Genomic DNA, 22,139 nt, shown 5'->3' on the forward strand with positions numbered 1-22,139 from the left:
AAGGGGCGAAGGGGCGCCTTCTGGTATACCACGGCTTGGTATACCAAGGGTCGTGGTGGTCCGCCTCGCCGTCACCAGGCGAGGTCCTCCAGCGCGTCCAGGTCCGGCACGGCCGTCGCGACCGGCTCGGCGTCGCCGGCGCCCGCGCGGAGTTCGGCCCAGATCGTCTTGCCGCGGCGGGCGTAACGGGTGCCCCAGCGGTCGGCGTACTGGGCGACGAGGTAGAGCCCGCGGCCGCCCTCGTCGGTCGTGGCCGCGTGCCGCAGGTGCGGGGACGTGCTGCTGCCGTCGGACACCTCGCAGATCAGGGCCCGGTCGTGGAGGAGCCGTACGCGTACCGGATCGGCCCCGTACCGCACGGCGTTCGTGATGAGTTCGCTGAGGACCAGTTCGGCCGAGAAGGCGAGCCCTTCGAGCCCCCACTCGGCCAGCTTCGCCGCCGCCGCGTTCCGTACCGGCGAGACCGCCGACGGGTCCCGTACGACCTCCCACTCGGCGATCCGAGACCGGTCGAGGCGCTGGGTGCGGGCCACGAGCAGGGCGATGTCGTCGCGGGGCGTGGCGGACAGGAGCGTGGCGAGGACGTCGGCGCAGGTCTGCTCGGGGCTGCGGTCCGGGCGGGCGAGCGCGGACCGCAGCAGCCCGAGCCCGGTGTCCATGTCCCGGCCGTGGTCCTCCAGGAGCCCGTCCGTGAACAGGACCAGCTTGCTGTCCTCCGGCAGCCGCAGCTCGGCCGCCTCGAACGGCACGTCGCCGAGCCCCAGGCCGAGCGGCAGCCCCGGCGACAGCTCGGGGAACTCGACCCGCCCGTCCGGGCTCACCAGCGCGGGGCCCGGATGCCCGGCGCTCGCCATCGTGCACAGCCCGGACGCCGGATCGTAGATCGCGTACAGACAGGTCGCACCGGTGATGCCCTCGTCCCGCCGCCGCCCTACGGCGTCCGCGCCTTCCGCGCCCCCCGTCTCCACGTCGTCGATCCGGCCCGTCAGCTCGTCGAGATGGCCGAGGAGCTCGTCCGGCGGCACGTCCAGGGTCGAGAAGTTGTGCACCGCCGTCCGCAGCCGCCCCATCGTCGCCGCCGCGTGCAGGCCGTGCCCGACCACGTCGCCCACCACCAGCGCCACCCGCGCACCCGGCAGCGGGATCACGTCGAACCAGTCGCCGCCCACCCCCGCCTTCGCCGGGAGATAGCGGTACGCCACCTCCACCGCGCTCTGGTCCGGCAGCACCCGGGGCAGCAGGCTCCGCTGGAGCGTCACCGCCATCGCGTGCTCCCGGGTGAACCGGCGCGCGTTGTCGATCGCCACCGCCGCCCGCGCCGCCAGCTCCTCCGCGAACGACAGGTCCTCCTCGCCGAACGGCTCCGGGGTGTCCGCGCGCCAGAAGTTCGCCATCCCGAGGACCACCCCGCGGGCCAGCAGCGGCACCGTGAGCAGCGAGTGCATCCCGTACGCCAGCGCCCGGGCCGCACCCTCCGGGTCCTGCGCCCGCCAGCCCTCCGCCGACGCCAGCTCCGGCTGCACCACGGCGTGCCCCGCGTGCAGGGCCTTCGCCATCGGCGTGCTGGGCACGTCGAAGCGGACGGTGTCCCCGACGGGCTGGAGCGGCTGGTCGGGCCGCAGCCCGCTCAGCGCCGTCCGCCGCAGCTCCGTGGCCGCCGCCCCGGTCTCCGGCGGCTCCTCCCCGCGCAGCACCGGTTCGAGAAGCTCCACGGTGGCGAAGTCCGCGAACCGCGGCACCGCCACCTCCGCCAGCTCCTCCGCCGTCCGTACGACCTCCAGGGTCGTCCCGATCCGCACCCCCGCCTCGTACAGCAGCTGGAGCCGGCCCCGGGCCACCGCGGCCCGGCCCGTCAGGGCGGCGAGCTCCGTGGTGTCCCGCATCGTCATCACGCACCCGGACTCCGCGCCGCCCGCGACGGTGGGCCGGACGCTCACCGCGAGCAGCCGGTCGCCCGCCCGGTGCACCTCGTCGGTCGCCGACCGGCCCGACTCCAGGAGCTCGACCGTACGGGGATCGAGACCGAGCTCCGAGACGTGCCGCCGCTCCGCGTCCGCGGCGAGCCCGAGGAGACGGCGGGCCTCGTCGTTGGCGAGCAGCAGCCGGCGGTCCGCGCCCACGATCAGCACCCCTTCGCGGACCGCGTGCAGCACCGCCTCGTGATGCTCCTTCATCCGGGTCATCTCCGCCGGGCCGAGACCGTGCGTCTGCCGCCGCAGCCGCCGGCTCACCAGCGCCGCCCCGCCCACCGCGAGCGCGAGCGCCCCGCCCGCCGCACCGATCAGCAGCGGCAGCCGGCCCTCCACCGCGTGCGTGATGCTCTCCACCTCGATGCCGCTGCTCACCATGCCGACGATCCGGCCGCGCTCGTCCTCCACCGGGACCACGGCCCGTACCGCGTCGTTCGGGGCGCCGTGGAACAGCTCGGTGAACGACTCGCCGTCCACCGCCGCCCGCGAGAGGTCCCCGGTCGCCTTCCGCCCGATCAGCTCCGGCTCCGAGTCGGTGTAGCGCACCCCGGACGGGCTCAGCACCGCGATGAAGTCGACGCCCGTCGCCCGCCGGGTCGCCTCCGCCCGGCTCTGCAGCTCCGCCGTCGGATCGGCGGACATCAGCGCCGCGTCGACGCCCGGCGCGTGCGCGAAGCCCTCCGCGACCGCGAGCGAGCGGATCCGGGCGTCCCGCTCGGTGTCGAGGCGCGCCTGGTGGAACGTCACGAACACCGCCGCCGCGATCACAAGCAGCGCGATCAGCGCCTCGAGCGCGAACACCTGCCCGGCGAGGCTCCGCAGCCCGGTCGCCCGCCCTTCCCGCTCCCGCCCGCGCGCCCCGCCCCGCCCCCGGTTCCACCACCGGCCCGCACCGGGGTCCCGCCGTCCCCCGTTCCCGCGGCCCGCGCCGGGCCCGTCCCGGGCCGTCATCCCGTGCTCCGCGCGATCAGCAGCGCCACGTCGTCCGGCGCACCCGGCCGGCGCAGCGCCCGCAGCAGCAGGTCGCAGGTCTCTTCCAAGGGCCCGCGGGCCTCGTCGAGCAGCCCCACGAGCAGTTCGAGCCGCTCGTCGATCCCCTCGTCACGGGTCTCGATCAGGCCGTCCGTGTACAGCACCAGACGGTCCCCCGGCCGGAACGGCACCCGCGCCGTGTGGAAGCTGCCGCCGCCGACGCCCAGCGGCACCCCCGTCGACAGCCGGACCAGCTCGGCCGGCCCGTCCACCGGGACGCGCACGGGCGGCAGATGGCCCGCGTTCGCGATCCGGCACCGGCCGCGCACCGGGTCGTGCACCGCGAACAGGCACGTGGCGATGTAGTGCTCAAGACCCGCGGTGATCCGGTCCAGATGCCGGAGCACCTGCGCGGGGGAGAGGTCGAGGTCGGCGAAGGCGCAGGTCGCGGTCCGCAGACGGCCCATCGTCGCCGCCGCGTCGATCCCGCTGCCCATCACGTCCCCGACCACCAGCGCCGTCTTGTCGTCGGGCAGCGGGATCACGTCGTACCAGTCCCCGCCGACCTCGCTCGACGCCTGCGCCGGCTGGTACCGGGCCGCGATCTCCAGGCCCGCGAGCTCCGGCGGTGCGCCCGGCAGCAGGCTGCGCTGGAGCGTCACCGCCGAGTTCCGCACGCTCTGGTACCAGCGCGCGTTGTCGATGCTGACCGCCGCCCGGGCCGCCAGCTCCGTCGCGAGCAGCACGTCGTCGCCGTCGAACGGCAGCGCGTTCCGGTCCCGCTTCAGGTCGAGCGCCCCCAGCACCTCGCCGCGCGCGATCAGCGGCACCGCCAGATACGAATGCACCCCGGCCCGGGCGAGCAGCTCCGCCGCCTGCGGACTGCGGGCGATCCGCGACAGGTCCCCCGGTCCGACGTGCTCCACGAGCACCGGCAGACCCGTGTGCACACACCGGGTGACGAGCCGGTCCGCCCCGTACATCGCCACCGCCCCCGGCGGGTCCGCCGCCGGCAGCGCCTCCGTCCGCCCCGCCGCCTTCACCGCCAGCGCCCGGAACAGCTCCGGGCCCTCCTCCGGCGCCCCCGGCCGCCGCAGCGCGAGGACCGAGTCCAGCACGTCGACCGCCGCGATGTCCGCGAGCTCCGGCACCACCACCGACGCCAGCTCGTCCGCCGTCCGCTCCACCTCCAGGGTGGTGCCCACCCGCGCCGAGGCATCCGCGATCAGCGCCAGCCGCCGCCGCGACCGGTCCGCCGCCGCGTCCGCCCGGTGCCGCTCCGTCACGTCGATCACCGACACCGCGACGCCCAGGACCCGGCCCTCGGGCCCTTCGAGCCGCGACAGCGACACCGACCACGAGTGGTCGTGGTCCGGGTCCGCCGGAGTGCGCCCCTTCGTCGTGTGGTCGAGCAGCGGCTCCCCCGTGGCGAGCACCGCCCGCAGCGCCGTCTCCAGACCTCCCGTGTCGAGCGACGGCAGCATGTCGCCGATCCGCCGCCCCACGTGCAGCTCCGCCGGAACGCCGTTGATCCGTTCGAGGGCCGGATTCACGAGCATGTACCGCAGCTCCGTGTCGAGCAGGGCGAGGCCGATCGGCGACTGCCTCACCAGCCGGTCGGACAGCGCGAGCTCCGTCTCGACCCGCTCCACCGCCGACCGGTCCGCCGCGATCCCCAGCGCGTACAACGCCCCCCGGTCGTCGGTCAGCCGCATGTTCCGGAACTCGACCTGCCGTTCCGTCCCGTCCTTGTGGCGTACGGGAAAGGTCCCCGACCAGGTCGCCCCGCCCCGCAGCACCTCGCCGAACAGCCGCATCGCCTCCTCGCGATGCTCCGGCCCCACGATCAGCCGCGCCACGTACCGCCCCAGCGCCTCGTCCGCCGCGAACCCGAACAGTTCCTCCGCCTGGGGGCTCCACAGCACGATCCGTCCCCGGGCGTCGATGACGACGGCCGCCACCCCCAGGACGTCAAGCAGTCCCCGTCCCTCCAGGCGCACCCCGACCAGCCCCGTCGTCCCCGGAAAGGAACCGGCCGTCACCCTGCCCTCCTCCCGACGCACCACCTCCCTCCATGCTCCCCGTCCCCCACGCGCCCCGCGCGCCGAAAAGGCCGCGCGGGGCGACGGTCACGGCCCAGGCCAGGCCCACCACGGTGAGCACGGCCAGCAGGACGCGGACGTCGAAGACGGCGACCAGGCCCGCGCCCAGGGCGATGGCGATCGCGTTGGGGGCGAGGACGAGGGTGTGGGCGGTGGCGGCGACGCGGCCGAGGGCCTCGGTGGGGGCTTCGCGCTGGACGGCGGTGACGACCGCGATGAGGACCCAGGGGAGGCCGAGGCCGATGGCGGCGCTGGCGGCGAGGGCCGTCGCGTCGTAGGGGAGGGCGCGGACGGCGATCGCCAGCGAGAACAGGGCGAGGCCGGTGGTGGCGAGCGTCCGCTCGGGCACGCGGCGCAGCAGGGGGCCGGCCACCAGGCCGGCGAGGACGGAGCCGGCGCCCTGGACGGCGTAGAGGACACCGGCGTACGCGGGCGCGTGGCCGAGGACGCGGTCGACGACGGAGTAGATCGCGGCGCCGTTGACGCCGGCGATCAGCATGGTGACCGCGCCCGTCGCCACCAGCGGCCGCAGGACCGGCGAGGCGCGGAGGATGCGGACGCCCTCGGCCGTCTCGCGCCACCAGTGGCGGGCGGCGGGCGGCGTCGGCTTCGGTTCGCGGACCGGCATGAGGGCGAACACCAGGGCCGCCACCGCGAAGCTCGCCGCGTCGATGAGGGCGACGGGACCGCCTCCGTACCGGGCGAAGAGCCCCGCCGCGACCAGCGGCGCGACGAGCTTCATCGATTCGTTGGCGGTCATCCGCAGCCCGTTGAAGGTGCCGAGCCGGTCCTCGTCGAGGACCGTCGCCACCAGGGCCTGTTCGGCCGCCTCGTGGATCGCGCCCTGCGCGCCGTACAGCACGAGCACCGCGAACAGCAGCCAGACGCGGTCGGCGGACTCCACCCACAGGAGCAGCGGGAGCAGCACCGCCATCGCCGCGTTGACGGCGACCAGGAGCGGTCTGCGCCGCACCCGGTCGGCGAGCGTGCCGAGAACCGGCCCGAGGAGTACGGGCGCCCAGAGGGCGAAGGCGGTCAGTGCCGCCAGGCTGTCCGACCCGGTCAGGGACTTCACCCAGATACCGGAGACCAGCCACATCGCCGTCGTCCCGAATCCGGACACGACGACACCTGTCAGATACCAGCGCATGCCCGCAGCCTGCTGTCTGAGGACGCGCGCCCGGATCGGTCACCTGCCTTAGAACCGCGCCGAGGCCGGGGCGGGGAGGGCCTTAGGGCGCGGGCTTCTCGGGCGCCGGCTTCCCTACCGCGGCGCCGGCCTCCCTTACCGCGGCGCCCTGCTTCTCGTACCGCAGCGCGAGGCCGGTGGCGAGCGCGCCGAGGCCCTCCCACAGGCCTACGCCGAGGAAGCCGGCGGGGGCGCGGCCGGTGAGGACGGCGAGGGTGAAGACGGCGCAGGTGAGGAGGCGGAAGGGGACGGTCCAGCGGAAGAAGGGCTTCCAGTCGGCCAGGGCGGCGAGGACGTAGTAGACGCCCATGTTGAGGGCGGCCATGGAGGAGGCGGTCAGGAAGACCAGGGTGTGGTCGGAGTCGGCACGGGCGCCCGAGGGGACCGGGTCGAAGCCCATGACGGTGAGGAGGGCGTCGGGGGTGACGAGGCCGACGATCCCCAGGGCGGCGGCGAGTGCGCCGAAGACCGCCATGGTCCAGCCGGAGAGCGAACGGGGCAGGCGGCGCACGGCGGTCCTCCGTGGGACGGGAACAGGGGCACTCCCCGCGATCCGATCGGACATTCGAATCGTGGGGAGTGCCCCTGCATATCGTGTGACGGGGCTCGACGGCCAATCGGCCGCCGTCCCCCGTCACTTCAGGGCCGCGGCCATCATCTTCTGGGCCACGGGGGCGGCGAGGCCGTTGCCGCTGACCTCGGAGCGGGCGGCGCCGGAGTCCTCGATCATGACGGCGACGGCGACCTGCTTGCCGGTGGCGGCGTCCTTGGCGTAGGAGGTGAACCAGGCGTACGGGGTCTTGCTGTTGTTCTCGCCGTGCTGGGCGGTGCCGGTCTTGCCGCCGACCTCGGCGCCGGAGACGGCGGCGTTGCTGCCCGTGCCCTTCTCGACGACGGTGACCATGGCGCTGCGGAGCTGCTCGGCGGTGGAGGAGGAGACGATCCGCCTGTCGTCGCCGTCCTTGAAGGAGGTCAGGGTGTCGCCGTCGGAGTCGACGACCTCGGAGACCATGTGCGGGGCGGCGAGGAGGCCGTCGTTGGCGATGGCGGCGGAGACCATGGCCATCTGGAGCGGGGTGGCCGTGACGTCGAACTGGCCGATGCCGGTCAGCGCCGTCTGGGCCTTGTCCATGCCGGAGGGGTAGACGCTGGCGTAGGCGCGGACGGGGACGTCGAGCTCGTCGTCGTTGAAGCCGAACTTCTCGGCCATCGCCTTGACCTTGTCCTGCCCCAGGTCGACGGCCATCTTGGCGAAGACGTTGTTGCAGGAGTACTGGAGCGCGGTGCGGATGGTCGCGTTCTCGCAGGGCGCGGAGGGGTTCTCGTTGGCGAGGACCTTCCGGGTGCCGGGCAGGGTGTACGGGTTCGGGCTGGCCGTCGCCGTGTCGACCGAGCCGTAGAGGCCGTCCTCCAGGGCCGCCGCCGCGACGACCAGCTTGAAGGTCGAACCGGGCGGCAGCGGCTGGCGCAGCGCGCGGTTGACCATCGGCTTGTCCTCGTCGGCCATCAGCGCCTTCCAGGCGGCGCCGTCGGTCGTCCCGGCGATCTTCGACGGGTCGTAGGACGGGGTGGAGACCATGGCGAGGATCCGGCCGGTCGCCGGGTCGACGGCGACGGCCGCGCCCTTCTTGCCGCCGAGCGCCCGGTAGGCGGCCTTCTGGACGTCGGGGTCGATCGTGGTGACGACCGTGCCGGGCTCCTGCTGCTTGCGGGTGACGGCGTCCAGCGGGCTCTTCAGCCGGTCGTCGGTGCCGTCGAGGACGCCGGAGTAGATGCCTTCGAGCTGCGTGGCGCCGTAGGCCTGCGAGCTGTAGCCGGTGACGGCCGCGTACAGCTCGCCGTCCGTGTAGGTGCGCTGGTAGGCGAGGTCCTCTCCCTTCGTCTTCTTCGAGCCGGTGACCGGCGAGCCGGCCACGACGATGTTGCCGAGCGGCTGCGCGTACTGCGCGATGGTCTTCCGCCGGTTCTTCGAGTCGTCCGCGAGCGCCTTGCCTTCGTACGCCTGGACCCAGGTGGCCCGCCCGAGCAGGGCGAGCACCAGGACCAGGACGAAGACCGACGTGTGCCTGATCGTCTTGTTCATCGCACTGGTGGGGACGAACGGCGCGGTACGGGACGTTCCGCATGTGTCCCTTTTCTCAGCGAACCTTCATGTCCCCGCCCCGCCGTGCGGGCCCGGCACCGCTGATGTGATCATGCTGAGGCCCTGGGGAGGGGCCCGAGACGTACGGGGTGGGGAGTCGAGCATGAGCAAGGGCGGGGAGCGCGGCGGCCAGGACGTGCCGGACGAGGTGTGGGCGGAGTTCCTGCGGACCTCGGCCGACGGCACGGCGGACGCCCCGAAGGAGCCGTCCGCGCGGGCGCGCGAGGTGGCGGGCCGGCTGCGGAACGAGCCCGCGGAGCCGACCGCCTGGCGTGCGCACGCGCCCGTACGGCCCCGGCGCCGGAAGGGCCGGTACGTGGCGGGGTTCGTCGCCGCGGTCGCGCTCCTCGTCGTGGCCGTGGACCCGGGCGGCTTCATCGGGTGGTCGTCGGGCGGCGGCGGCGCGGACGGCAAGCCCCTCGCGCAGGAGACGGCGGCGCCGACGGAGGCGCCGCCCGCCGAGGGCGGCGGCCGGCCCACGCTCGCCGAGCCGTTCCGCGGCTCCCCGGCCGCGCACTGGGCGAACGGCGCCGCCGGCATCACGGTGCCGCCCGCCCAGGCGACCGGCTGGATGACGAAGGCGGACGTGGCGCGGGCGCTCACCCGGACCCGTGACTTCCTCGTCGCCGGCAGCCTGGACCGGGCGGTGCTGCGCGGTGCGCGCCCGGAGAAGGCGATCGCCCTGATGAACCCCCACCAGGAGGACGTCAGGACCCTGGTGGCGACGGCGCTGCGCGCGCCGGACGAGGACCACGACCCGGTGGCGCTCTTCAGCCGCTTCGACCCGGCGCAAGCACGCCCGGTCGGCGACGTGGTCAGGACCCGGGGGCGGATCTCCTACCGGGAGGGGAAGCGCGGGGCCCTTGAGGTGACCGCCGACGTCACCTACGTCTACCCGGTGGCCCCGGCCGGCGGCGGCGACGAGGTCGTGCGCGTGATCGTGCGGCGGGAGACCGTGGTGAGCTGGGAGGACCCGGCGAAGGTGATGACCGAGAAGGGGAAGCTCAGCCTCCTGTCGTACCGGTACGAGCAGACCAACGGCGGCTGCGGCGCCCCCACCGGCTTCTTCAGGCCGGAGTTCGGCGGCGGCTCCGACGTCCCCCTGGACGGCGGCCCGATGGTCGACCCGTACGACCGCACGGCGCCCCTGGACAAGGGCGCCGCGGTCGCGGGGAAGTGCCGGGCCGCCACACGGTCGTGACGGCCGCCGCACGGTCGTGAGCGCCGCCTCGCCGTCGTGAGGGCCGCTCACGCTCGTGAGAGCGCCGCCGCGCCGTCGTGACCGGCCGCCGGCGTCACCCCGCCCGGACGAACCCCGACTCGTAGGCCAGGATCACCGCCTGGGTGCGGTCGCGGGCGCCGAGTTTGGCCAGGACGGCGGCCACGTGGGTCTTGACGGTGGCGGGGCCGATGCCGATGCGGTCGGCGATCTCGGCGTTGGTGAGGCCGGTGACGACGAGCCGGAGGACGTCGGCCTCCCGCTCGGTGAGGCGCGCGGCCCACGGCGGGGCGGTGGGCGGCCGGTGGCGGGCGTGCTCGGCGGCGAGGCCGCGCAGGGCGGCCGGGTAGAGGAGCGAGTCGCTGCGGGCGACGAGGCGGACGGCGCTGACGAGGTCCTCCGCCGCCGCGCGCTTCAGGAGGAAGCCGGCGGCGCCGACGCGCAGGGCGTCGTAGACGTAGGAGTCGTTCTCGAAGGTCGTGACCACGACGATCCGGGGCGGCTCGGCCATCCCGGCGAGGATCTGCTCGGTGGCCCGGATGCCGTCGATCTCCGGCATCCGCACGTCCATGAGGACGACGTCCGGCCGCTCGGCCCGGACGACCGAGACGGCCTCGGCGCCGGTGGCCGCCTCGCCGACGACCGTCAGGTCGGGCTCGGCGTCGAGGATGACCCGCAGGGCGGTCCTGACCATCCGCTCGTCGTCCGCGAGGACGACCCTGACCGGGGCGCTCACCGGGGGATCCTGACCGCGAGGCGCCAGACGCCGTCCGTCGGCCCCGCCTCGGCGGTGCCGCCGAGCAGCCGGGCCCGCTCGCCGACCCCGAGCAGGCCGCGTCCGCCGTGCGGGCGGACCGCCGGCGGCCGCTCGGACAGGGGGTTCTCCATGGTGATCTCCACTTCCGCGGCCCGTGCGTCGAGCCGTACGGTGACGGGCTCGCCGCCCGCGTGACGGGCCGCGTTCGTCAGCCCTTCCTGGACGATCCGGTAAGCCTCGCGGGAGAGCGCCTCCGGTACCTCCGCCGGGTCCCCGGTGACGGTCAGCGCCACCCGCGGGCCCGCCCCCCGCACCAGGGCCTCCAGCGCGTCGAGCCCGGGCCCGGGTCCGGCCTGCGCCGCCGCCCCGTCGTCCCGCAGGACGCCCAGGACCCAGTCCAGCTCCCCGACCGTGCGCCGGGTGGTCTCCTCGATGGCCGCCAGCGCCTCCCGTACGAAGTCCAGGTCGGCCCGGTCGCCGTCGAGGACCCGGCGGGCCGCGCCCGCCTGGAGGGTGACCGCGCTGAGCGCGTGGCCGACCGAGTCGTGCAGCTCACGGGCGAGGCGGTTGCGGGACTCGGCCTCCGCCGCGCGGCGCTCGGCCGCCGCGAGCCGGTCCGCCGGGCTCGGCCCGAGCAGCCGGGGTGCCTGCCGGGCGAGCAGGGCCCCGGCGGCCGCGGCCGCGCCGGCCAGGGCGAGCAGCATGAGGAGCCCCGCCGGGAGCCCGGCCCAGACCCATCCGGGGCGGTCGAGCCCCCAGATCCGGCCGAGCTCCGATTCCCGCAGCGCCGGCGAGAACGGCAGCGCCATCACCGACACCGCGAACGGCGGCAGGGCGAGGCTCGCGCCGCTGATCAGCGCCCCGGCCCCCAGGTGCAGGGCGAACCAGCCGGCCGTCCTGGCCTTCGCCGCCCGGCCCCGCGCCGGGCCGTCCGCGAACCGGTCCGCCGGCACCCCGCACAGCGTCCGCGCCACGGCCACCGACATCGGCCGGGCCAGCGGGAAGAGCGCGGCGACGGCGGCGAGCGGCAGCCCGACCGCGTACGCCCCGAACTGGACTCCGAGACTGCCGGTGAACATCCCGCCGCCGCCCGCCAGGGGGCCCGTGACCAGCGTGCCGACCATCCAGAAGGGCATGAACAGCGCGCCGCCCAGGATGAGATGGAGCCAGCGCCGCCTGGCCCGCTGCCCGAACAGGGCGACCGCGGCCCGCCTCACGCCTCGGCGCTCCGGCGCCGCAGGAAGACGGCCACGCACGCGGCGAGCAGGAACCCGGTGATCATGTCGCCAGCGTAGGACAGCTGTACGAGCTCGGGGACGCGCTTGGTCGGATCCGGGTCCGGCAGCAGCGCGACGAGCGACAGGTACGCGCCCCAGCAGCCCGCGGCGGCCGACCCCGTCCAGGCCAGGGCGAGCGTGGTGCGCACCCGGAGCCGGGCGGGACGGCGCAGGACCAGGAGGAGGGTGAAGACGACGGCGACCACGACGAAGCCGAACCGCTCGGCCTCCAGGACGTGGAAGTCGGCGTCGCGTTCGGCGATCCGCCGGGCGGACAGGCCCGCGGTGGCGCCGGCCGCCCACAGCAGGTGGAGCGTGGCGGGCACGAGCGCGACCGCGGCGCCGGCGACGGCGAGGGTCCGCGCCACGGGCCCGGACGTGCGGGCGGACAGCTCGCCGAGCCGGCCCCGCCAGAGGTGACCCCAGCGGTCCCGGGCGTACAGGGCGAAGAGGGTGCCGAGGGAGAGGCCCTGGAGGATGAAACCGCCGTAGACGACCCCGAACACCCAGGGGTCGAGGAAGGGTTCGCTCGGCGCGGCGGCCTTCTCGCCGCCGGTGAACAAGGAGACCGCGAGCTGCGCCGGATACCCCGTCATGATCGGCGTGAGCAGCCCGGTCGCCGCCCACATGGGGAGGGCGAGGAGCGGGGCGGACACCCGGCGCCCCCAGGGCTGGGTGAGCAGCAGGGCCAGGACGACGACGAGCGCGTCGGCGACGATCGAGACCGAGTTGGCGATCACCAGCATCTGCCGGTGCTCCAGGAGCGCGCTCCCGGCCGGGATGCCGGTCTCGGCGCCCGCCACCCACATGACCTTGAGCACGATGTACGGGAGGCAGGCCAGGATCGCGAGGACGCGGAGCGCCCTGCGGAGTGCGCCGGGGCCGTGGCCGGTGCCGGTCGCCGGGGCGGTGGGGTGCGCGGTCTGTGTCATGGCTCCACGCTCCCGCGCGGGCCGGTGTCCCCACCTCCTGCCCGATGGTGAACCGCCTCCGCCGCACGGGGGAGGGGCCCTCCTCCCGGGCCGTGAGGAGCCCTCCTACGGGCCGCCGGTGCGGCCGGAATTGACCCGACTTCTTGGTGATCGATTGAACCCTTCGGCCGGGTCAATGGCGCCCTAGGGTAGTGATCATGAACGAGATCGAGACCTTCGCCCCGCTCCTGACCCGCGCCGCCACCGCCGAGACCACCGCCGACCCGAGCAGCGTGATGACCCTGCTCGCCGACTCCGACACCACCGGCGGGCAGCTCACCAGCTACCGCTCCTCGTTCGCGAAGGGCGCGGTCGGGGCGCCGGCGCACTTCCACACCAAGGCCTCGGAGATGTTCTTCGTGCTCGGCGGCTCGCTCCAGGTCCTGGTCGGCGAGGAGCTGACCGTCCTGGAGCAGGGCGACTTCCTGCTCGTCCCGCCGCACACCCCGCACGCCTTCGCGGCGGCTCCCGGCGCCGAGGCCGACGTGCTCTTCGCCTTCACGCCCGGCATGGCCCGCTTCGACTACCTGCGCCTGCTCGGCCGGGTCATGCGGGGCGAGGCGAGCTTCGAGGAGATCAAGGCGTCCTCGGAGCAGTACGACAACCACTACGTCGACAGCCCGGTCTGGCAGGCCGCCCTCGCCGAGCGCGGCTGACCGCCACGCAGGGCGCGGCCGGCCGGTGTGCAAGGCGCGCGGCCGGCCTCCGGTTCAGAGCCGGCGGGTCGCCAGCGTCAGGCGGTCGCGCGCGTCGAAGAGCGCGTCCTTGATCATCTGCTCGTGGGCCGGGGTGAGCCGCGCCACCGGCACCGAGCAGCTGATGGCGTCCCGTGCCGGGGTCCGGTAGGGGATGGCGACGCCGAAGCAGCGCAGTCCGAGGGTGTTCTCCTCGCGGTCGACGGCGTAGCCCTGCTCGCGGATGACCCGCAGCTCCTCGATGAGCCGCTCGCGGTCGGTGATCGTGTGCTCGGTCAGCGCCGGCAGCGTCTCCGGGAGCAGCTTGCGCACCTGCTCGTCGGTGTGGGTGGCGAGCAGCGCCTTGCCGAGCGAGGTGGAGTGCGCGGGCAGCCGCCGCCCGACACGGGTGAACGGCCGCAGGTAGTGCTGGGACTGGCGGGTCGCCAGATAGACCACGTTGGTGCCGTCGAGGCGCGCCAGGTGGATGGTCTCGGTGGTGTCGTCGGAGAGCCGGTCCAGGGTGGGCCGGGAGGCGGCCACGACCTCGTCGCCGTCGATGTACGAGGTGCCGACGAGCAGGGCCCGCACACCGATGCCGTACCGGGTGCCGGTGGAGTCGGTCTCCACCCAGCCCAGCTCGACGAGGGTGCGCAGCAGCATGTAGAGGCTGGACTTGGGGTAGCCGACGGCTTCCTGGACGGCGGCGAGCGAGTGCATCCCGGGGCGCCCGGCGAAGTACTCGAGCAGTTCCACGGTCCGCACGGCGGACTTCACCTGTGCCCCACCCGCGTCGGCAGTCGCCATGACCCTCGCCCCTTTTCCGTTGTCCCGTCGCCCCCCCCGTCACGCGGGCCGGAGCCCTTGTGGAGACGGCCGGGCCGTCAATAGAGTCCCGCACAGATGCGTTCATCTACGGGAACTGTGTTCAGAATAGCGAACAGGGGCGTGGCGGTGGCGGCAGAACCAGTGTGGAGTGTGGACCCCCGGACGGGGAAGCCGCGCGAACAGGTTGCGGTGGAGGCCACAGCGGCCGAGGTCGACCGGGCCGTCCGGGGCGCGCACGCCACCCGCGAGGCGCTCGCCGACCGCACCGCGCGGGCCGCCTTCCTCCGTACCGCCGCCGACCTCCTCGACGGGGCCGGCGCGCAGATCGCCGAGGCCGCCGACGCCGAGACGGCACTCGGACCGGTCCGCCTCACCGGCGAACTCGCCCGCACCACCGCCCAGTTGAGGGCCTTCGCCGAGGTCGTCGAAGAGGGCTCCTTCCTCGACGTGCGCATCGACCTCCCGGACCCCGGAGCCACCCCGCCCCGGCCCGACATGCGCCGCTGGAAGATCCCGCTCGGCGTCGTCGCCGTATACGCCGCCAGCAACTTCCCGCTGGCCTTCTCCGTCCCCGGCGGCGACACCGCGAGCGCCCTCGCCGCCGGCTGCCCCGTCGTGGTCAAGGCCCACCCCGACCACCCGGCCACCTCCGAGCTCTGCGCCTCCCTGCTGCGCCGGGCCGCCGCCAAGGCCGGGCTCCCCGAGGACGTCCTCGTCCTGGTGCACGGCTTCGACGCGGGCGTGGAACTCGTCCGTCACCCGCTGGTCGCGGCGGCCGGCTTCACCGGCTCGATCCGCGGCGGCCGGGCCCTCTTCGACGCGGCCGTCGCCCGGCCCGTCCCCATCCCCTTCCACGGCGAACTCGGCTCCCTCAACCCGGTCGTGCTCACCCCGGCCGCCGTCGGCGAGCGGGCCGAGGAGATCGGCGGCGGCCTGGCCGGCTCCATGACCCTGGGCACGGGCCAGTTCTGCACCAAGCCCGGTTTCGTCCTGGCCCCGCGCGGCGAGGACGGCGACCGCTTCCTCGCCGCGCTCACCGCCGGCGTCAGCGAGACCGAACCGGCCGTGATGCTCGACCACCGGATGCGGGAGGCCTTCGTCACCGGCGTCGCCGAGCGGGCCGCGCTCCCCGGGGTGCGCACCCCCGTCACCCCCGGCGCGGGCGGCGAGCACACCGTCAGCGCCGGAGTCCTGGAGGTCGACGCCGACCGGCTCGCCGACGGCGGCCACCACCTCCTCCTGGAGGAGTGCTTCGGCCCCGTCACCGTCGTCGCCCGCTACTCCTCCCGCGCGGAGGTCACCGCCGCCCTCGGCCTGCTGCCGGGCAACCTCACGGCCACCCTGCACATCGCCACGGAGGCCGCCGAGGACGCCGACGCGGCCCCGCTGCTCGCCGAACTCACCCCGCTGGCGGGCCGCGTCCTCGTCAACGGCTGGCCCACCGGCGTCGCCGTCGCGCCCGCCCAGCACCACGGCGGCCCCTACCCGGCCACCACCTCCACCAGCACCTCGGTCGGCGCCACCGCGATCGAGCGCTGGCTGCGCCCGGTCACCTACCAGTCGACCCCCGACCCCCTCCTCCCGCCCGAGCTCCGCGACGGCAACCCGCTGGGGGTACCGAGGCGCTGACCCAGGCGTCCCAGGGCGTGTCCGACGGACACGCCCTAGGAACCGACGCGCACCACGATCTTCCCGAAGTGCGTGTTCGACTCCATCAGGCGGTGGGCGTCGGCGACCCGGTCCAGGCCGTCGAAGGTCTCGGCGATCACCGGCGCGAGGGAGCCGTCGCGCAGCCCCGAACCGATGAACCCGGCGGCGCGGCGGCGGCCCTCCTCGGTCCTGGCCAGGGCCCCGTTGGCGTACGTGTGCAGGGTCAGCGGCCAGTTCGCGGAGAGCAGGACGGGGCGCGGGTCGAGCCAGCCGTACAGGACGGCGGTGCCGCCGGTCCGCAGCGCGTCGCCGAGCCGGGCGAAACCGGGGCCGCCGATCGCGTCGAAGACCAGGTCCGCGCCCGCGCCGCCGGTGATCCGCCGCACCTCGGCGAGCAGGTCCTCGGTGTCCGTGGTGATCACGTGCGCCGCGCCGAGCTCCAGGAGCCGCTTCCGCTTCTCCTCGCCGCGGGTGGCGGCGATGGGCACGGCGCCGATCCGCAGCGCCGTCTGGATGGCGGCCGTGCCGACCCCGCTCGACGCGCCCGTGATCACCACGTGGTCGCCGGCGCGGAGCCCGCCGGTCAGCACCATCCCGCCGTACGCGGTGAAGTACGTCAGCCACACCGCGGCCGCCGTGACCGCGTCGACCCCCTCGGGCCTGGCCACCACGTACTCCTCGGGCAGCACGACCCGCTCCGCGTACACGCCGAACCGCCCGAAGTCGAAGTTGGCCGCCGCCATCACCGGATCGCCCGGGGCGTACGCGGTGACCCCGGCGCCGACCGCCTCGACCACCCCGGCCGCCTCGTAGCCGAGCCGCGAACCCGGCAGCGTCGGCTGGTAGTAGTAGGTGCCCTCGCGGAACAGCGCCTCGGCGCGGTTGAGTCCGATCGCCTCGACCCGTACGAGCACCTCGCCGGGGCCGGGGTCCGCCAGCGGCACCTCCTCCACCGTCAGCACCTCGGGTCCGCCGGTCTCGTGGAAGAGAACCGCCTTGGTCGTCCTGCCTGTTGTCGTCGTCATGCCTCGACCGTAAGAGGGTGCATCGAGACGATCCATGTCCTGATCGCTCCCGGACATGTCCGATCGTCTCGCCACCGGGGAAGGGGAGTTCGGTGCCGAGGGGGAGGGGTACGGTGCCGGGATGGACGTACTGAGCGATGCCATCGCCGTCATGCGCACCGGACGGCCCCACTCCTCCCGCACGGTACGTTTCGCGCCCTGGGGCATCCGCTTCCCCGAGGGCAAGGGCGCCGGATTCCACGTCGTCCTCCAGGGCACCGCCTGGCTGCTGCCCCCGGACGACGGCGCGCCCGTCCGGCTCGGCCCCGGCGACGTCATCCTGCTCGCCCACGGCACCGGCCACGGCCTCGCCGACCGGCCCGACACCCCGCTCGTCGACGCCCTGCCCGCCGCCGACGGCTCCTGGCCCACCCCGCCCGACCGGGGCCCGATCGGCGCCGCCGAGACCCTGCTGCTCTGCGGCTCCTACCAGCTCAGCCGGGCCCGCGCCCACCCGCTGCTCACCGAGCTGCCCCCGTTCGTCCACCTGCCGGCGCGGGTCGGCGCCCACCCCAGGCTGCGGGCCGCCGTCGATCTGCTCGGCGCCGAGCTCGCCGAACCGCAGCCGGGCTCCGACGCCATCGTCCCCGCCCTCCTCGACACCCTGCTCCTGTACCTGCTCCGCACCTGGTGGCTCGCCGAACGCGCCGACCGGTCGACCGGCTGGTCCGCCGCGCTCGGAGACCCGGCCGTGGCCGAGGCCCTCCGGGCCCTCCACGAGGACCCCGCGAGGCCGTGGACGGTCGAGGAGCTCGGCGCCCTCACCGGCCTCTCCCGCGCCCCCTTCGCCCGCCGCTTCACCGCCCTCGTCGGCCGCGCGCCCCTCGCGTACCTCACCTGGTGGCGCATGACCACGGCTGGCCGCCTGCTCCGCACCGACGACCTGCCGCTCCGCGTCGTCGCCCAGCGCTCCGGCTACTCCTCCGAGTTCGCCTTCGCCAAGGCCTTCAAACGCGAGTACGGCGTCGCCCCCGGCCAGTACCGCAAGGGCGCCTGAACCCGACCGGAACCGGAACCGGGCCAGGGGGGGGCGAGCCCGGCCGGAACCGGAGCCGTACGCGCCCGCGTGAGCCTGCCCGGAACCGGAGCCGTACCCGCCGCGTCCTGAGGGGGCATGATCAGAATCGCCACCGCAGACGACCTCGACGCCATCGTCGGCCTGCACACCGAGGCCCGCGCCAGCTACTACCGCGGCCACCTCCCCGACGCCGACTTCGAGGGCCCCGAGGAGCTGGCCCGCTCCCGGGCCGGCTGGGCGGGGGCCGTCGAGGCCGGCAGGGTGCTGTGCGCCGAGCGGGACGGCGAACTCGTCGGCATCGCCGCCTCCGGAATCAGGGACGGCGTCGCGCACCTCTCCCAGCTGCACGTCCGCACCTCCCGGTGGCGCGGCGGCGTCGGCACCGAGCTGCACACCGCCTGCGTCGACGCCTGGCGCACGGCCGGCGTCGGCACCGCCCGCCTGGAAGTCTTCGAGAAGAACGAGCGCGCCCAGGCCTTCTACGCCGCCCAGGGCTGGACCCCGGACCCGGAGAACCCGCGCGAGGGCGACCACGTCGTGCTCCGCCTCACACTGGCGCCGCTGCCGGAATGACGGAGGTGGGCGGGGCGTTTCCGCCCTACGGAACACCCCGCCCGCGACCCCCGGAGAGAAGTCACATGCGCGTCGAGATCTGGAGCGACATCGCCTGCCCCTGGTGCTACATCGGCAAGGCCCGCTTCGAGAAGGGACTCGCGGCCTTCGCCCACCGCGACGACGTCGAGGTGGTGCACCGCTCCTTCGAGCTCGACCCGAACAGCCCCAAGGGCGACCGGGCCCCCGTCCTCGACATGCTCGCCAAGAAGTACGGCCGCACCCTCGACGAGGCCCGCGCCATGGAGGCCCACGTCGCCTCCAACGCGCACTCCGAGGGCCTCGCCTACCTCACCGAGGGCCGCGACCACGGCAACACCTTCGACATCCACCGGCTGCTCCACCTCGCCAAGGAGCGCGGCCGCCAGAGCGAGCTGCTCGACCTGGCCTACCGCGCCCACTTCGCCGAGGAGCGCTCCGTCTTCGACGCCGAGACCCTCGTGGCGCTCGGCACCGAGGCCGGTCTCGACGAGACCGAGGTGCGCGCCGTCCTCGCCGACGAGTCCGCCTACGCCGACGCCGTACGCCAGGACGAGCGGGAGGCCGCCGAACTCGGCGCCAACGGCGTGCCGTTCTTCGTCCTCGACCGCCGCTACGGCGTCTCCGGCGGCCAGCCCGCCGAGGTCTTCACCCAGGCCCTCGAACAGGCCTGGCAGGGCCGGGTGCTCCAGCCGGTCGGCTCCGACGCCGAGGTCTGCGGCCCTGACGGCGCCTGCGAGGTTCCGCAGGCCTGACCGCCGCCGTACCGGCTGCGTACCGTCTGACCTGCGGTGATAAGCGCGGCTTGGATTTCCCCACGGTTGAAACGCCATTGACGGGCGATCGTGGGGAAATCATGGTGGGGCCATGGAATCCCTTGACCAGCCGCTCGGCGGCGCCGAGTTCGCGCCCAAGAAGACCTATCTGAACACCTCCGTCTGCGGCCTGATGCCCCGCAGGACCGTCGAGGCGGTCACGCTCCTCGCCGGGCAGGCCGCCGACGGCCGCCCCGACGGCGCGGGCGACTTCGACGTCGTCGACGAGGCCCGGGCGGCCTTCGCCCGCCTCGCGCACGTCCCGCACGAGCGGGTCGCCCTCGGGAGCTCCGTCGGCGTGCACACCGGGATGATCGCCCAGTCGATGCCGGCGGGCGCCGAGATCCTCTTCCCCGAGGGCGACTTCTCGTCCCTCATCGCCCCCTTCGCCGTCCGCGGCGACCTCAAGGTCCGCTTCGCGCCCCTGGAGCGGCTCGCCGAGTCCGTCCGTCCCGGGACCGCGCTCGTCGGGTTCTCCGCCGTGCAGTCCGCCGACGGCCGCACCGCCGACTTCGCCGCCATCCGGGCCGCCGCGGCCGCCCACGGCGCCCGCACGCTCCTCGACGCCACGCAGTCGGCCGGCTGGCTGCCGCTGTACGCGGGGGACTGGGACTTCACCGTCGCCGGGGCCTACAAGTACCTGCTCTGCCCGCGCGGCGCGTCCTTCCTCACCGTCACCGAGGAGGCGCAGGAGGAGCTCCTGGCCATCCACGCGAACTGGGTGACGGGCGAGGAGCGGTACGCCAACAGCTACGGCCCCATCCGTGAATTCGCCCGCTCCGCGCGCCGTTTCGACGAGCCGCCGGCCTTCCTCTCGTACCATGGAGCCGCCGCCTCGCTCGGGCTCCTCGAAGAGATCGGCATCGAGACCGTCGAGGCCCACAACAAGGGCCTCGCGGCCCGCTTCCGCGCCGGGCTCGTCTCGCTCGGCCACGCCCCGGTCGCGGACGACTCGACGGTCGTCGGCATCCCCGGCCTCGGCGACCGCGCCGACGCGCTGTGCACCGCCGGCGTGCTGATCTCCTCCCGGGCCGGCAATCTGCGGGTCTCCTTCCACCTCTACAACACGGCGGCGGACGTCGACCGCGCCCTGGAGGTCCTGGCGGGCTGAGCGCCGCCCGCGCCCGCCCTCGCCGCCGCCGTCAGCAGCTGCCCGGCGGGGGCGGGCATTCGCCCGCCTCGCCTGCCTCCTCGCGGAGGTTGTCGGCGACGAGGCCGAGGAGGCGGGCCAGCTCGGCGCGGTCGTCGGCGGTGAGGCCGTCGAGGGAGACGCTCTCCAGGTCGGACCAGACGCCCTCGATGCCGTCGCGGAGCGCGCGCCCCTCCTCGGTGGGTTCGACGAGGACGGCCCGGCGGTCGGCGGGGTCGGGGCTGCGGCGGACGTGGCCGCACTGTTCGAGGCGCTGGAGCATCTTGGTCACGGTCGAGGCGTCGAGGCCGAGCGACTGGATCAGCTCGGACTGCCGGACCGGGCCGCAGTCCCAGAGCCGCATCATCATCAGCTCCTGGCCCGGGTAGAGGCCGAGCTCCTTGAGCCGCCGTCCGGCGGCGACCCGGTGCATCCGGGCGACCTTCGCCAGGGCGATGCTGACCGGTCCCCGGTGGGCGGCGGACGGCGCCGGCTCGGTACAGACGGGATCGGTTCCTGGCATGCGGGCTCCTCGGGACGGCTCTCTCCCCCTCAGATTACCTTGACCCGAGGAAACCCTTGGCTGGCCAACCAAATGGGTTACAGTGAGTACGGCCCGATTAGTTGGCCGACCACATATTCATGTGAGGGACAGCCGTGACCACTGCATTCGACCCCATCGACCTCGCCGGAACCACGCTCGCGAACCGCATCGCGATGGCCCCCATGACCCGCAGCCGCGCCAACGGCGAGGACGGCACCCCCACGGCGGCCGTCGCCGAGTACTACGCCCAGCGCGCCTCCGCCGGACTGATCATCACCGAGGGCGTCCAGCCGGTCCCCGAAGGCCAGGGCTACCCCAACACCCCCGGACTGCACAGCCGCGCGCAGATCGCCGCCTGGCGCGAGGTCACCTCCGCCGTGCACGAGCGCGGCGGGCGGATCTTCGCCCAGCTGATGCACTCCGGCCGGATCGGCCACCCCGACCTGCTCGACGGCGACCTCCACCCCGTCGGCCCCTCACCCGTCGCCGCCGCCGGCCAGGTCTACACCCACGAGGGCCCCAAGGACTTCGTCACCCCGCGCGAACTCACCGGCGACCAGGTCCGCGAGGCCGTCGCCGGCTTCGCCTCCGCCGCCCGCAACGCCGTCGAGGCCGGCTTCGACGGCGTCGAGATCCACGGCGCCAACGGCTATCTGATCCAGCAGTTCCTCGCCTCCGGCTCCAACCACCGCACCGACGAGTGGGGCGGCCCCGTCGCGAACCGCATCCGCTTCGCCGTCGAGGTCGTCAAGGCCGTCGCCGCCGAGATCGGCCCCGAGCGCACCGGCCTGCGCATCTCCCCGGCCAACACCCTCAACGACATCAGCGAGACCGACACCGAGGAGCTCTACACCGAGCTGCTCACCGCCATCGAGCCCGTCGGCATCGCCTACCTCCACGTCCTGGAGACCGCCCCCGAGCGCCGCCCGCTCGTCCTCGACCTCCGCAAGCGCTTCGCCGGCACCTTCATCCTCAACCCGGCCACCGAGGCGGAGACCGACGCCGCCTCCCTCGCCCTGATCGAGGACGGCGTCACCGACCTCGTCGCCTTCGGCCGGCTCTTCATCGCCAACCCCGACTTGCCCGCCCGCCTCCGGACCGACGGCCCCTACAACCCCCTGGACGGCACCACGATGTACGCCGGCGGCGAGCGCGGCTACACCGACTACCCCGCGCTGTAGTCCCCGGATACGGGAAAGGGGCGGCGGTCCGGCACCGGACCCCGC

19 protein-coding genes are annotated in these 22,139 nt (G+C 74.6%); 8 read left to right on the top strand and 11 right to left on the bottom strand.

Annotated elements, in window-relative coordinates; translation table 11 throughout:
- Positions 1-71: 71 nt before the first annotated feature.
- From ACZ7G1_RS32155 to ACZ7G1_RS32175, 5 genes are all read right to left on the bottom strand, one after another.
- On the bottom strand, positions 72-2,921 hold the full coding sequence (locus ACZ7G1_RS32155; protein WP_470878311.1) for a SpoIIE family protein phosphatase: 2,850 nt from the start codon (positions 2,919-2,921) through the stop codon (positions 72-74).
- Complete coding sequence (locus ACZ7G1_RS32160) at positions 2,918-4,984, bottom strand: SpoIIE family protein phosphatase (protein WP_470878310.1); 2,067 nt, start codon at positions 4,982-4,984, stop codon at positions 2,918-2,920. The genes ACZ7G1_RS32155 and ACZ7G1_RS32160 overlap by 4 nt, the downstream gene beginning before the upstream one ends.
- Positions 4,914-6,194 (bottom strand): MFS transporter, encoded by a 1,281-nt coding sequence (locus ACZ7G1_RS32165; RefSeq protein WP_470878308.1) that lies wholly within the window; start codon positions 6,192-6,194, stop codon positions 4,914-4,916. Before ACZ7G1_RS32165 ends, ACZ7G1_RS32160 begins: the two co-directional genes overlap by 71 nt.
- Before the next feature lie 82 nt (positions 6,195-6,276).
- The gene (locus ACZ7G1_RS32170; protein ID WP_470878306.1) at positions 6,277-6,744 is read right to left on the bottom strand and encodes a hypothetical protein; all 468 of its coding nucleotides are present in this window, start codon (positions 6,742-6,744) and stop codon (positions 6,277-6,279) included.
- 123 nt (positions 6,745-6,867) lie between these two features.
- Positions 6,868-8,316: a peptidoglycan D,D-transpeptidase FtsI family protein gene (locus tag ACZ7G1_RS32175; RefSeq protein ID WP_470878305.1), complete on the bottom strand. Its 1,449-nt coding sequence runs from the start codon at positions 8,314-8,316 to the stop codon at positions 6,868-6,870.
- Between the two features lie 163 nt (positions 8,317-8,479).
- Between ACZ7G1_RS32175 and ACZ7G1_RS32180 the strand changes: the two genes are divergently transcribed.
- Entirely contained in the window at positions 8,480-9,577 is a 1,098-nt protein-coding gene (locus ACZ7G1_RS32180; RefSeq protein ID WP_470878303.1) for a hypothetical protein, read from the top strand.
- A gap of 94 nt (positions 9,578-9,671) precedes the next feature.
- On the opposite strand, the gene ACZ7G1_RS32185 is transcribed toward ACZ7G1_RS32180, so the two are convergent.
- The 3 genes from ACZ7G1_RS32185 to ACZ7G1_RS32195 are packed head-to-tail and all read right to left on the bottom strand — an operon-like array spanning position 9,672 to position 12,561.
- Positions 9,672-10,289, bottom strand: coding sequence for a response regulator (locus ACZ7G1_RS32185; RefSeq protein WP_470878454.1), 618 nt, complete (start codon positions 10,287-10,289; stop codon positions 9,672-9,674).
- A 38-nt stretch (positions 10,290-10,327) separates the two neighbouring features.
- Positions 10,328-11,569 (bottom strand): sensor histidine kinase, encoded by a 1,242-nt coding sequence (locus tag ACZ7G1_RS32190; RefSeq protein WP_470878302.1) that lies wholly within the window; start codon positions 11,567-11,569, stop codon positions 10,328-10,330.
- Positions 11,566-12,561: a hypothetical protein gene (locus ACZ7G1_RS32195; RefSeq protein ID WP_470878300.1), complete on the bottom strand. Its 996-nt coding sequence runs from the start codon at positions 12,559-12,561 to the stop codon at positions 11,566-11,568. The genes ACZ7G1_RS32190 and ACZ7G1_RS32195 overlap by 4 nt, the downstream gene beginning before the upstream one ends.
- Before the next feature lie 197 nt (positions 12,562-12,758).
- Between ACZ7G1_RS32195 and ACZ7G1_RS32200 the strand changes: the two genes are divergently transcribed.
- Positions 12,759-13,256 (top strand): cupin domain-containing protein, encoded by a 498-nt coding sequence (locus ACZ7G1_RS32200; protein WP_470878298.1) that lies wholly within the window; start codon positions 12,759-12,761, stop codon positions 13,254-13,256.
- A gap of 54 nt (positions 13,257-13,310) precedes the next feature.
- On the opposite strand, the gene ACZ7G1_RS32205 is transcribed toward ACZ7G1_RS32200, so the two are convergent.
- A complete protein-coding gene (locus tag ACZ7G1_RS32205) occupies positions 13,311-14,081 on the bottom strand; it encodes an IclR family transcriptional regulator (RefSeq protein WP_470878296.1) in 771 nt (256 codons plus the stop codon).
- A 147-nt stretch (positions 14,082-14,228) separates the two neighbouring features.
- Here ACZ7G1_RS32205 and ACZ7G1_RS32210 point away from each other — a divergent pair, with 147 nt between their 5' ends.
- Positions 14,229-15,731: an aldehyde dehydrogenase (NADP(+)) gene (locus tag ACZ7G1_RS32210; protein WP_470878294.1), complete on the top strand. Its 1,503-nt coding sequence runs from the start codon at positions 14,229-14,231 to the stop codon at positions 15,729-15,731.
- A gap of 35 nt (positions 15,732-15,766) precedes the next feature.
- Here ACZ7G1_RS32210 and ACZ7G1_RS32215 read toward each other — a convergent pair whose 3' ends face one another.
- Positions 15,767-16,777, bottom strand: coding sequence for a zinc-dependent alcohol dehydrogenase family protein (locus ACZ7G1_RS32215; RefSeq protein ID WP_470878292.1), 1,011 nt, complete (start codon positions 16,775-16,777; stop codon positions 15,767-15,769).
- A 121-nt stretch (positions 16,778-16,898) separates the two neighbouring features.
- Here ACZ7G1_RS32215 and ACZ7G1_RS32220 point away from each other — a divergent pair, with 121 nt between their 5' ends.
- From ACZ7G1_RS32220 to ACZ7G1_RS32235, 4 genes are all read left to right on the top strand, one after another.
- Entirely contained in the window at positions 16,899-17,813 is a 915-nt protein-coding gene (locus ACZ7G1_RS32220; protein ID WP_470878290.1) for an AraC family transcriptional regulator, read from the top strand.
- Between the two features lie 117 nt (positions 17,814-17,930).
- On the top strand, positions 17,931-18,407 hold the full coding sequence (locus tag ACZ7G1_RS32225) for a GNAT family N-acetyltransferase (protein WP_470878288.1): 477 nt from the start codon (positions 17,931-17,933) through the stop codon (positions 18,405-18,407).
- 65 nt (positions 18,408-18,472) lie between these two features.
- The gene (locus tag ACZ7G1_RS32230) at positions 18,473-19,180 is read left to right on the top strand and encodes a DsbA family oxidoreductase (RefSeq protein WP_470878286.1); all 708 of its coding nucleotides are present in this window, start codon (positions 18,473-18,475) and stop codon (positions 19,178-19,180) included.
- A gap of 112 nt (positions 19,181-19,292) precedes the next feature.
- The gene (locus ACZ7G1_RS32235) at positions 19,293-20,351 is read left to right on the top strand and encodes an aminotransferase class V-fold PLP-dependent enzyme (protein WP_470878284.1); all 1,059 of its coding nucleotides are present in this window, start codon (positions 19,293-19,295) and stop codon (positions 20,349-20,351) included.
- A gap of 31 nt (positions 20,352-20,382) precedes the next feature.
- On the opposite strand, the gene ACZ7G1_RS32240 is transcribed toward ACZ7G1_RS32235, so the two are convergent.
- Positions 20,383-20,892 (bottom strand): MarR family winged helix-turn-helix transcriptional regulator, encoded by a 510-nt coding sequence (locus tag ACZ7G1_RS32240; protein WP_470878283.1) that lies wholly within the window; start codon positions 20,890-20,892, stop codon positions 20,383-20,385.
- Positions 20,893-21,026: 134 nt separating this feature from the next.
- Between ACZ7G1_RS32240 and ACZ7G1_RS32245 the strand changes: the two genes are divergently transcribed.
- Positions 21,027-22,094, top strand: coding sequence for an alkene reductase (locus tag ACZ7G1_RS32245; protein WP_470878281.1), 1,068 nt, complete (start codon positions 21,027-21,029; stop codon positions 22,092-22,094).
- Positions 22,095-22,139: the final 45 nt, after the last annotated feature.

Source organism: Streptomyces sp. NPDC037273, assembly GCF_055603625.1.

Bases quoted from the DNA above. Each gene is read 5' to 3' on its own strand.
- ACZ7G1_RS32215 (WP_470878292.1), bottom strand. From the start codon at position 16,777: ATGACGACGACAACAGGCAGGACGACCAAGGCGGTTCTCTTCCACGAG.
- ACZ7G1_RS32175 (WP_470878305.1), bottom strand. From the start codon at position 8,316: ATGAACAAGACGATCAGGCACACGTCGGTCTTCGTCCTGGTCCTGGTG.
- ACZ7G1_RS32220 (WP_470878290.1), top strand. From the start codon at position 16,899: ATGGACGTACTGAGCGATGCCATCGCCGTCATGCGCACCGGACGGCCC.
- ACZ7G1_RS32185 (WP_470878454.1), bottom strand. From the start codon at position 10,289: ATGGTCAGGACCGCCCTGCGGGTCATCCTCGACGCCGAGCCCGACCTG.
- ACZ7G1_RS32205 (WP_470878296.1), bottom strand. From the start codon at position 14,081: ATGGCGACTGCCGACGCGGGTGGGGCACAGGTGAAGTCCGCCGTGCGG.
- ACZ7G1_RS32235 (WP_470878284.1), top strand. From the start codon at position 19,293: ATGGAATCCCTTGACCAGCCGCTCGGCGGCGCCGAGTTCGCGCCCAAG.
- ACZ7G1_RS32240 (WP_470878283.1), bottom strand. From the start codon at position 20,892: ATGCCAGGAACCGATCCCGTCTGTACCGAGCCGGCGCCGTCCGCCGCC.
- ACZ7G1_RS32230 (WP_470878286.1), top strand. From the start codon at position 18,473: ATGCGCGTCGAGATCTGGAGCGACATCGCCTGCCCCTGGTGCTACATC.
- ACZ7G1_RS32155 (WP_470878311.1), bottom strand. From the start codon at position 2,921: ATGACGGCCCGGGACGGGCCCGGCGCGGGCCGCGGGAACGGGGGACGG.
- ACZ7G1_RS32200 (WP_470878298.1), top strand. From the start codon at position 12,759: ATGAACGAGATCGAGACCTTCGCCCCGCTCCTGACCCGCGCCGCCACC.
- ACZ7G1_RS32165 (WP_470878308.1), bottom strand. From the start codon at position 6,194: ATGCGCTGGTATCTGACAGGTGTCGTCGTGTCCGGATTCGGGACGACG.
- ACZ7G1_RS32225 (WP_470878288.1), top strand. From the start codon at position 17,931: ATGATCAGAATCGCCACCGCAGACGACCTCGACGCCATCGTCGGCCTG.
- ACZ7G1_RS32180 (WP_470878303.1), top strand. From the start codon at position 8,480: ATGAGCAAGGGCGGGGAGCGCGGCGGCCAGGACGTGCCGGACGAGGTG.
- ACZ7G1_RS32195 (WP_470878300.1), bottom strand. From the start codon at position 12,561: ATGACACAGACCGCGCACCCCACCGCCCCGGCGACCGGCACCGGCCAC.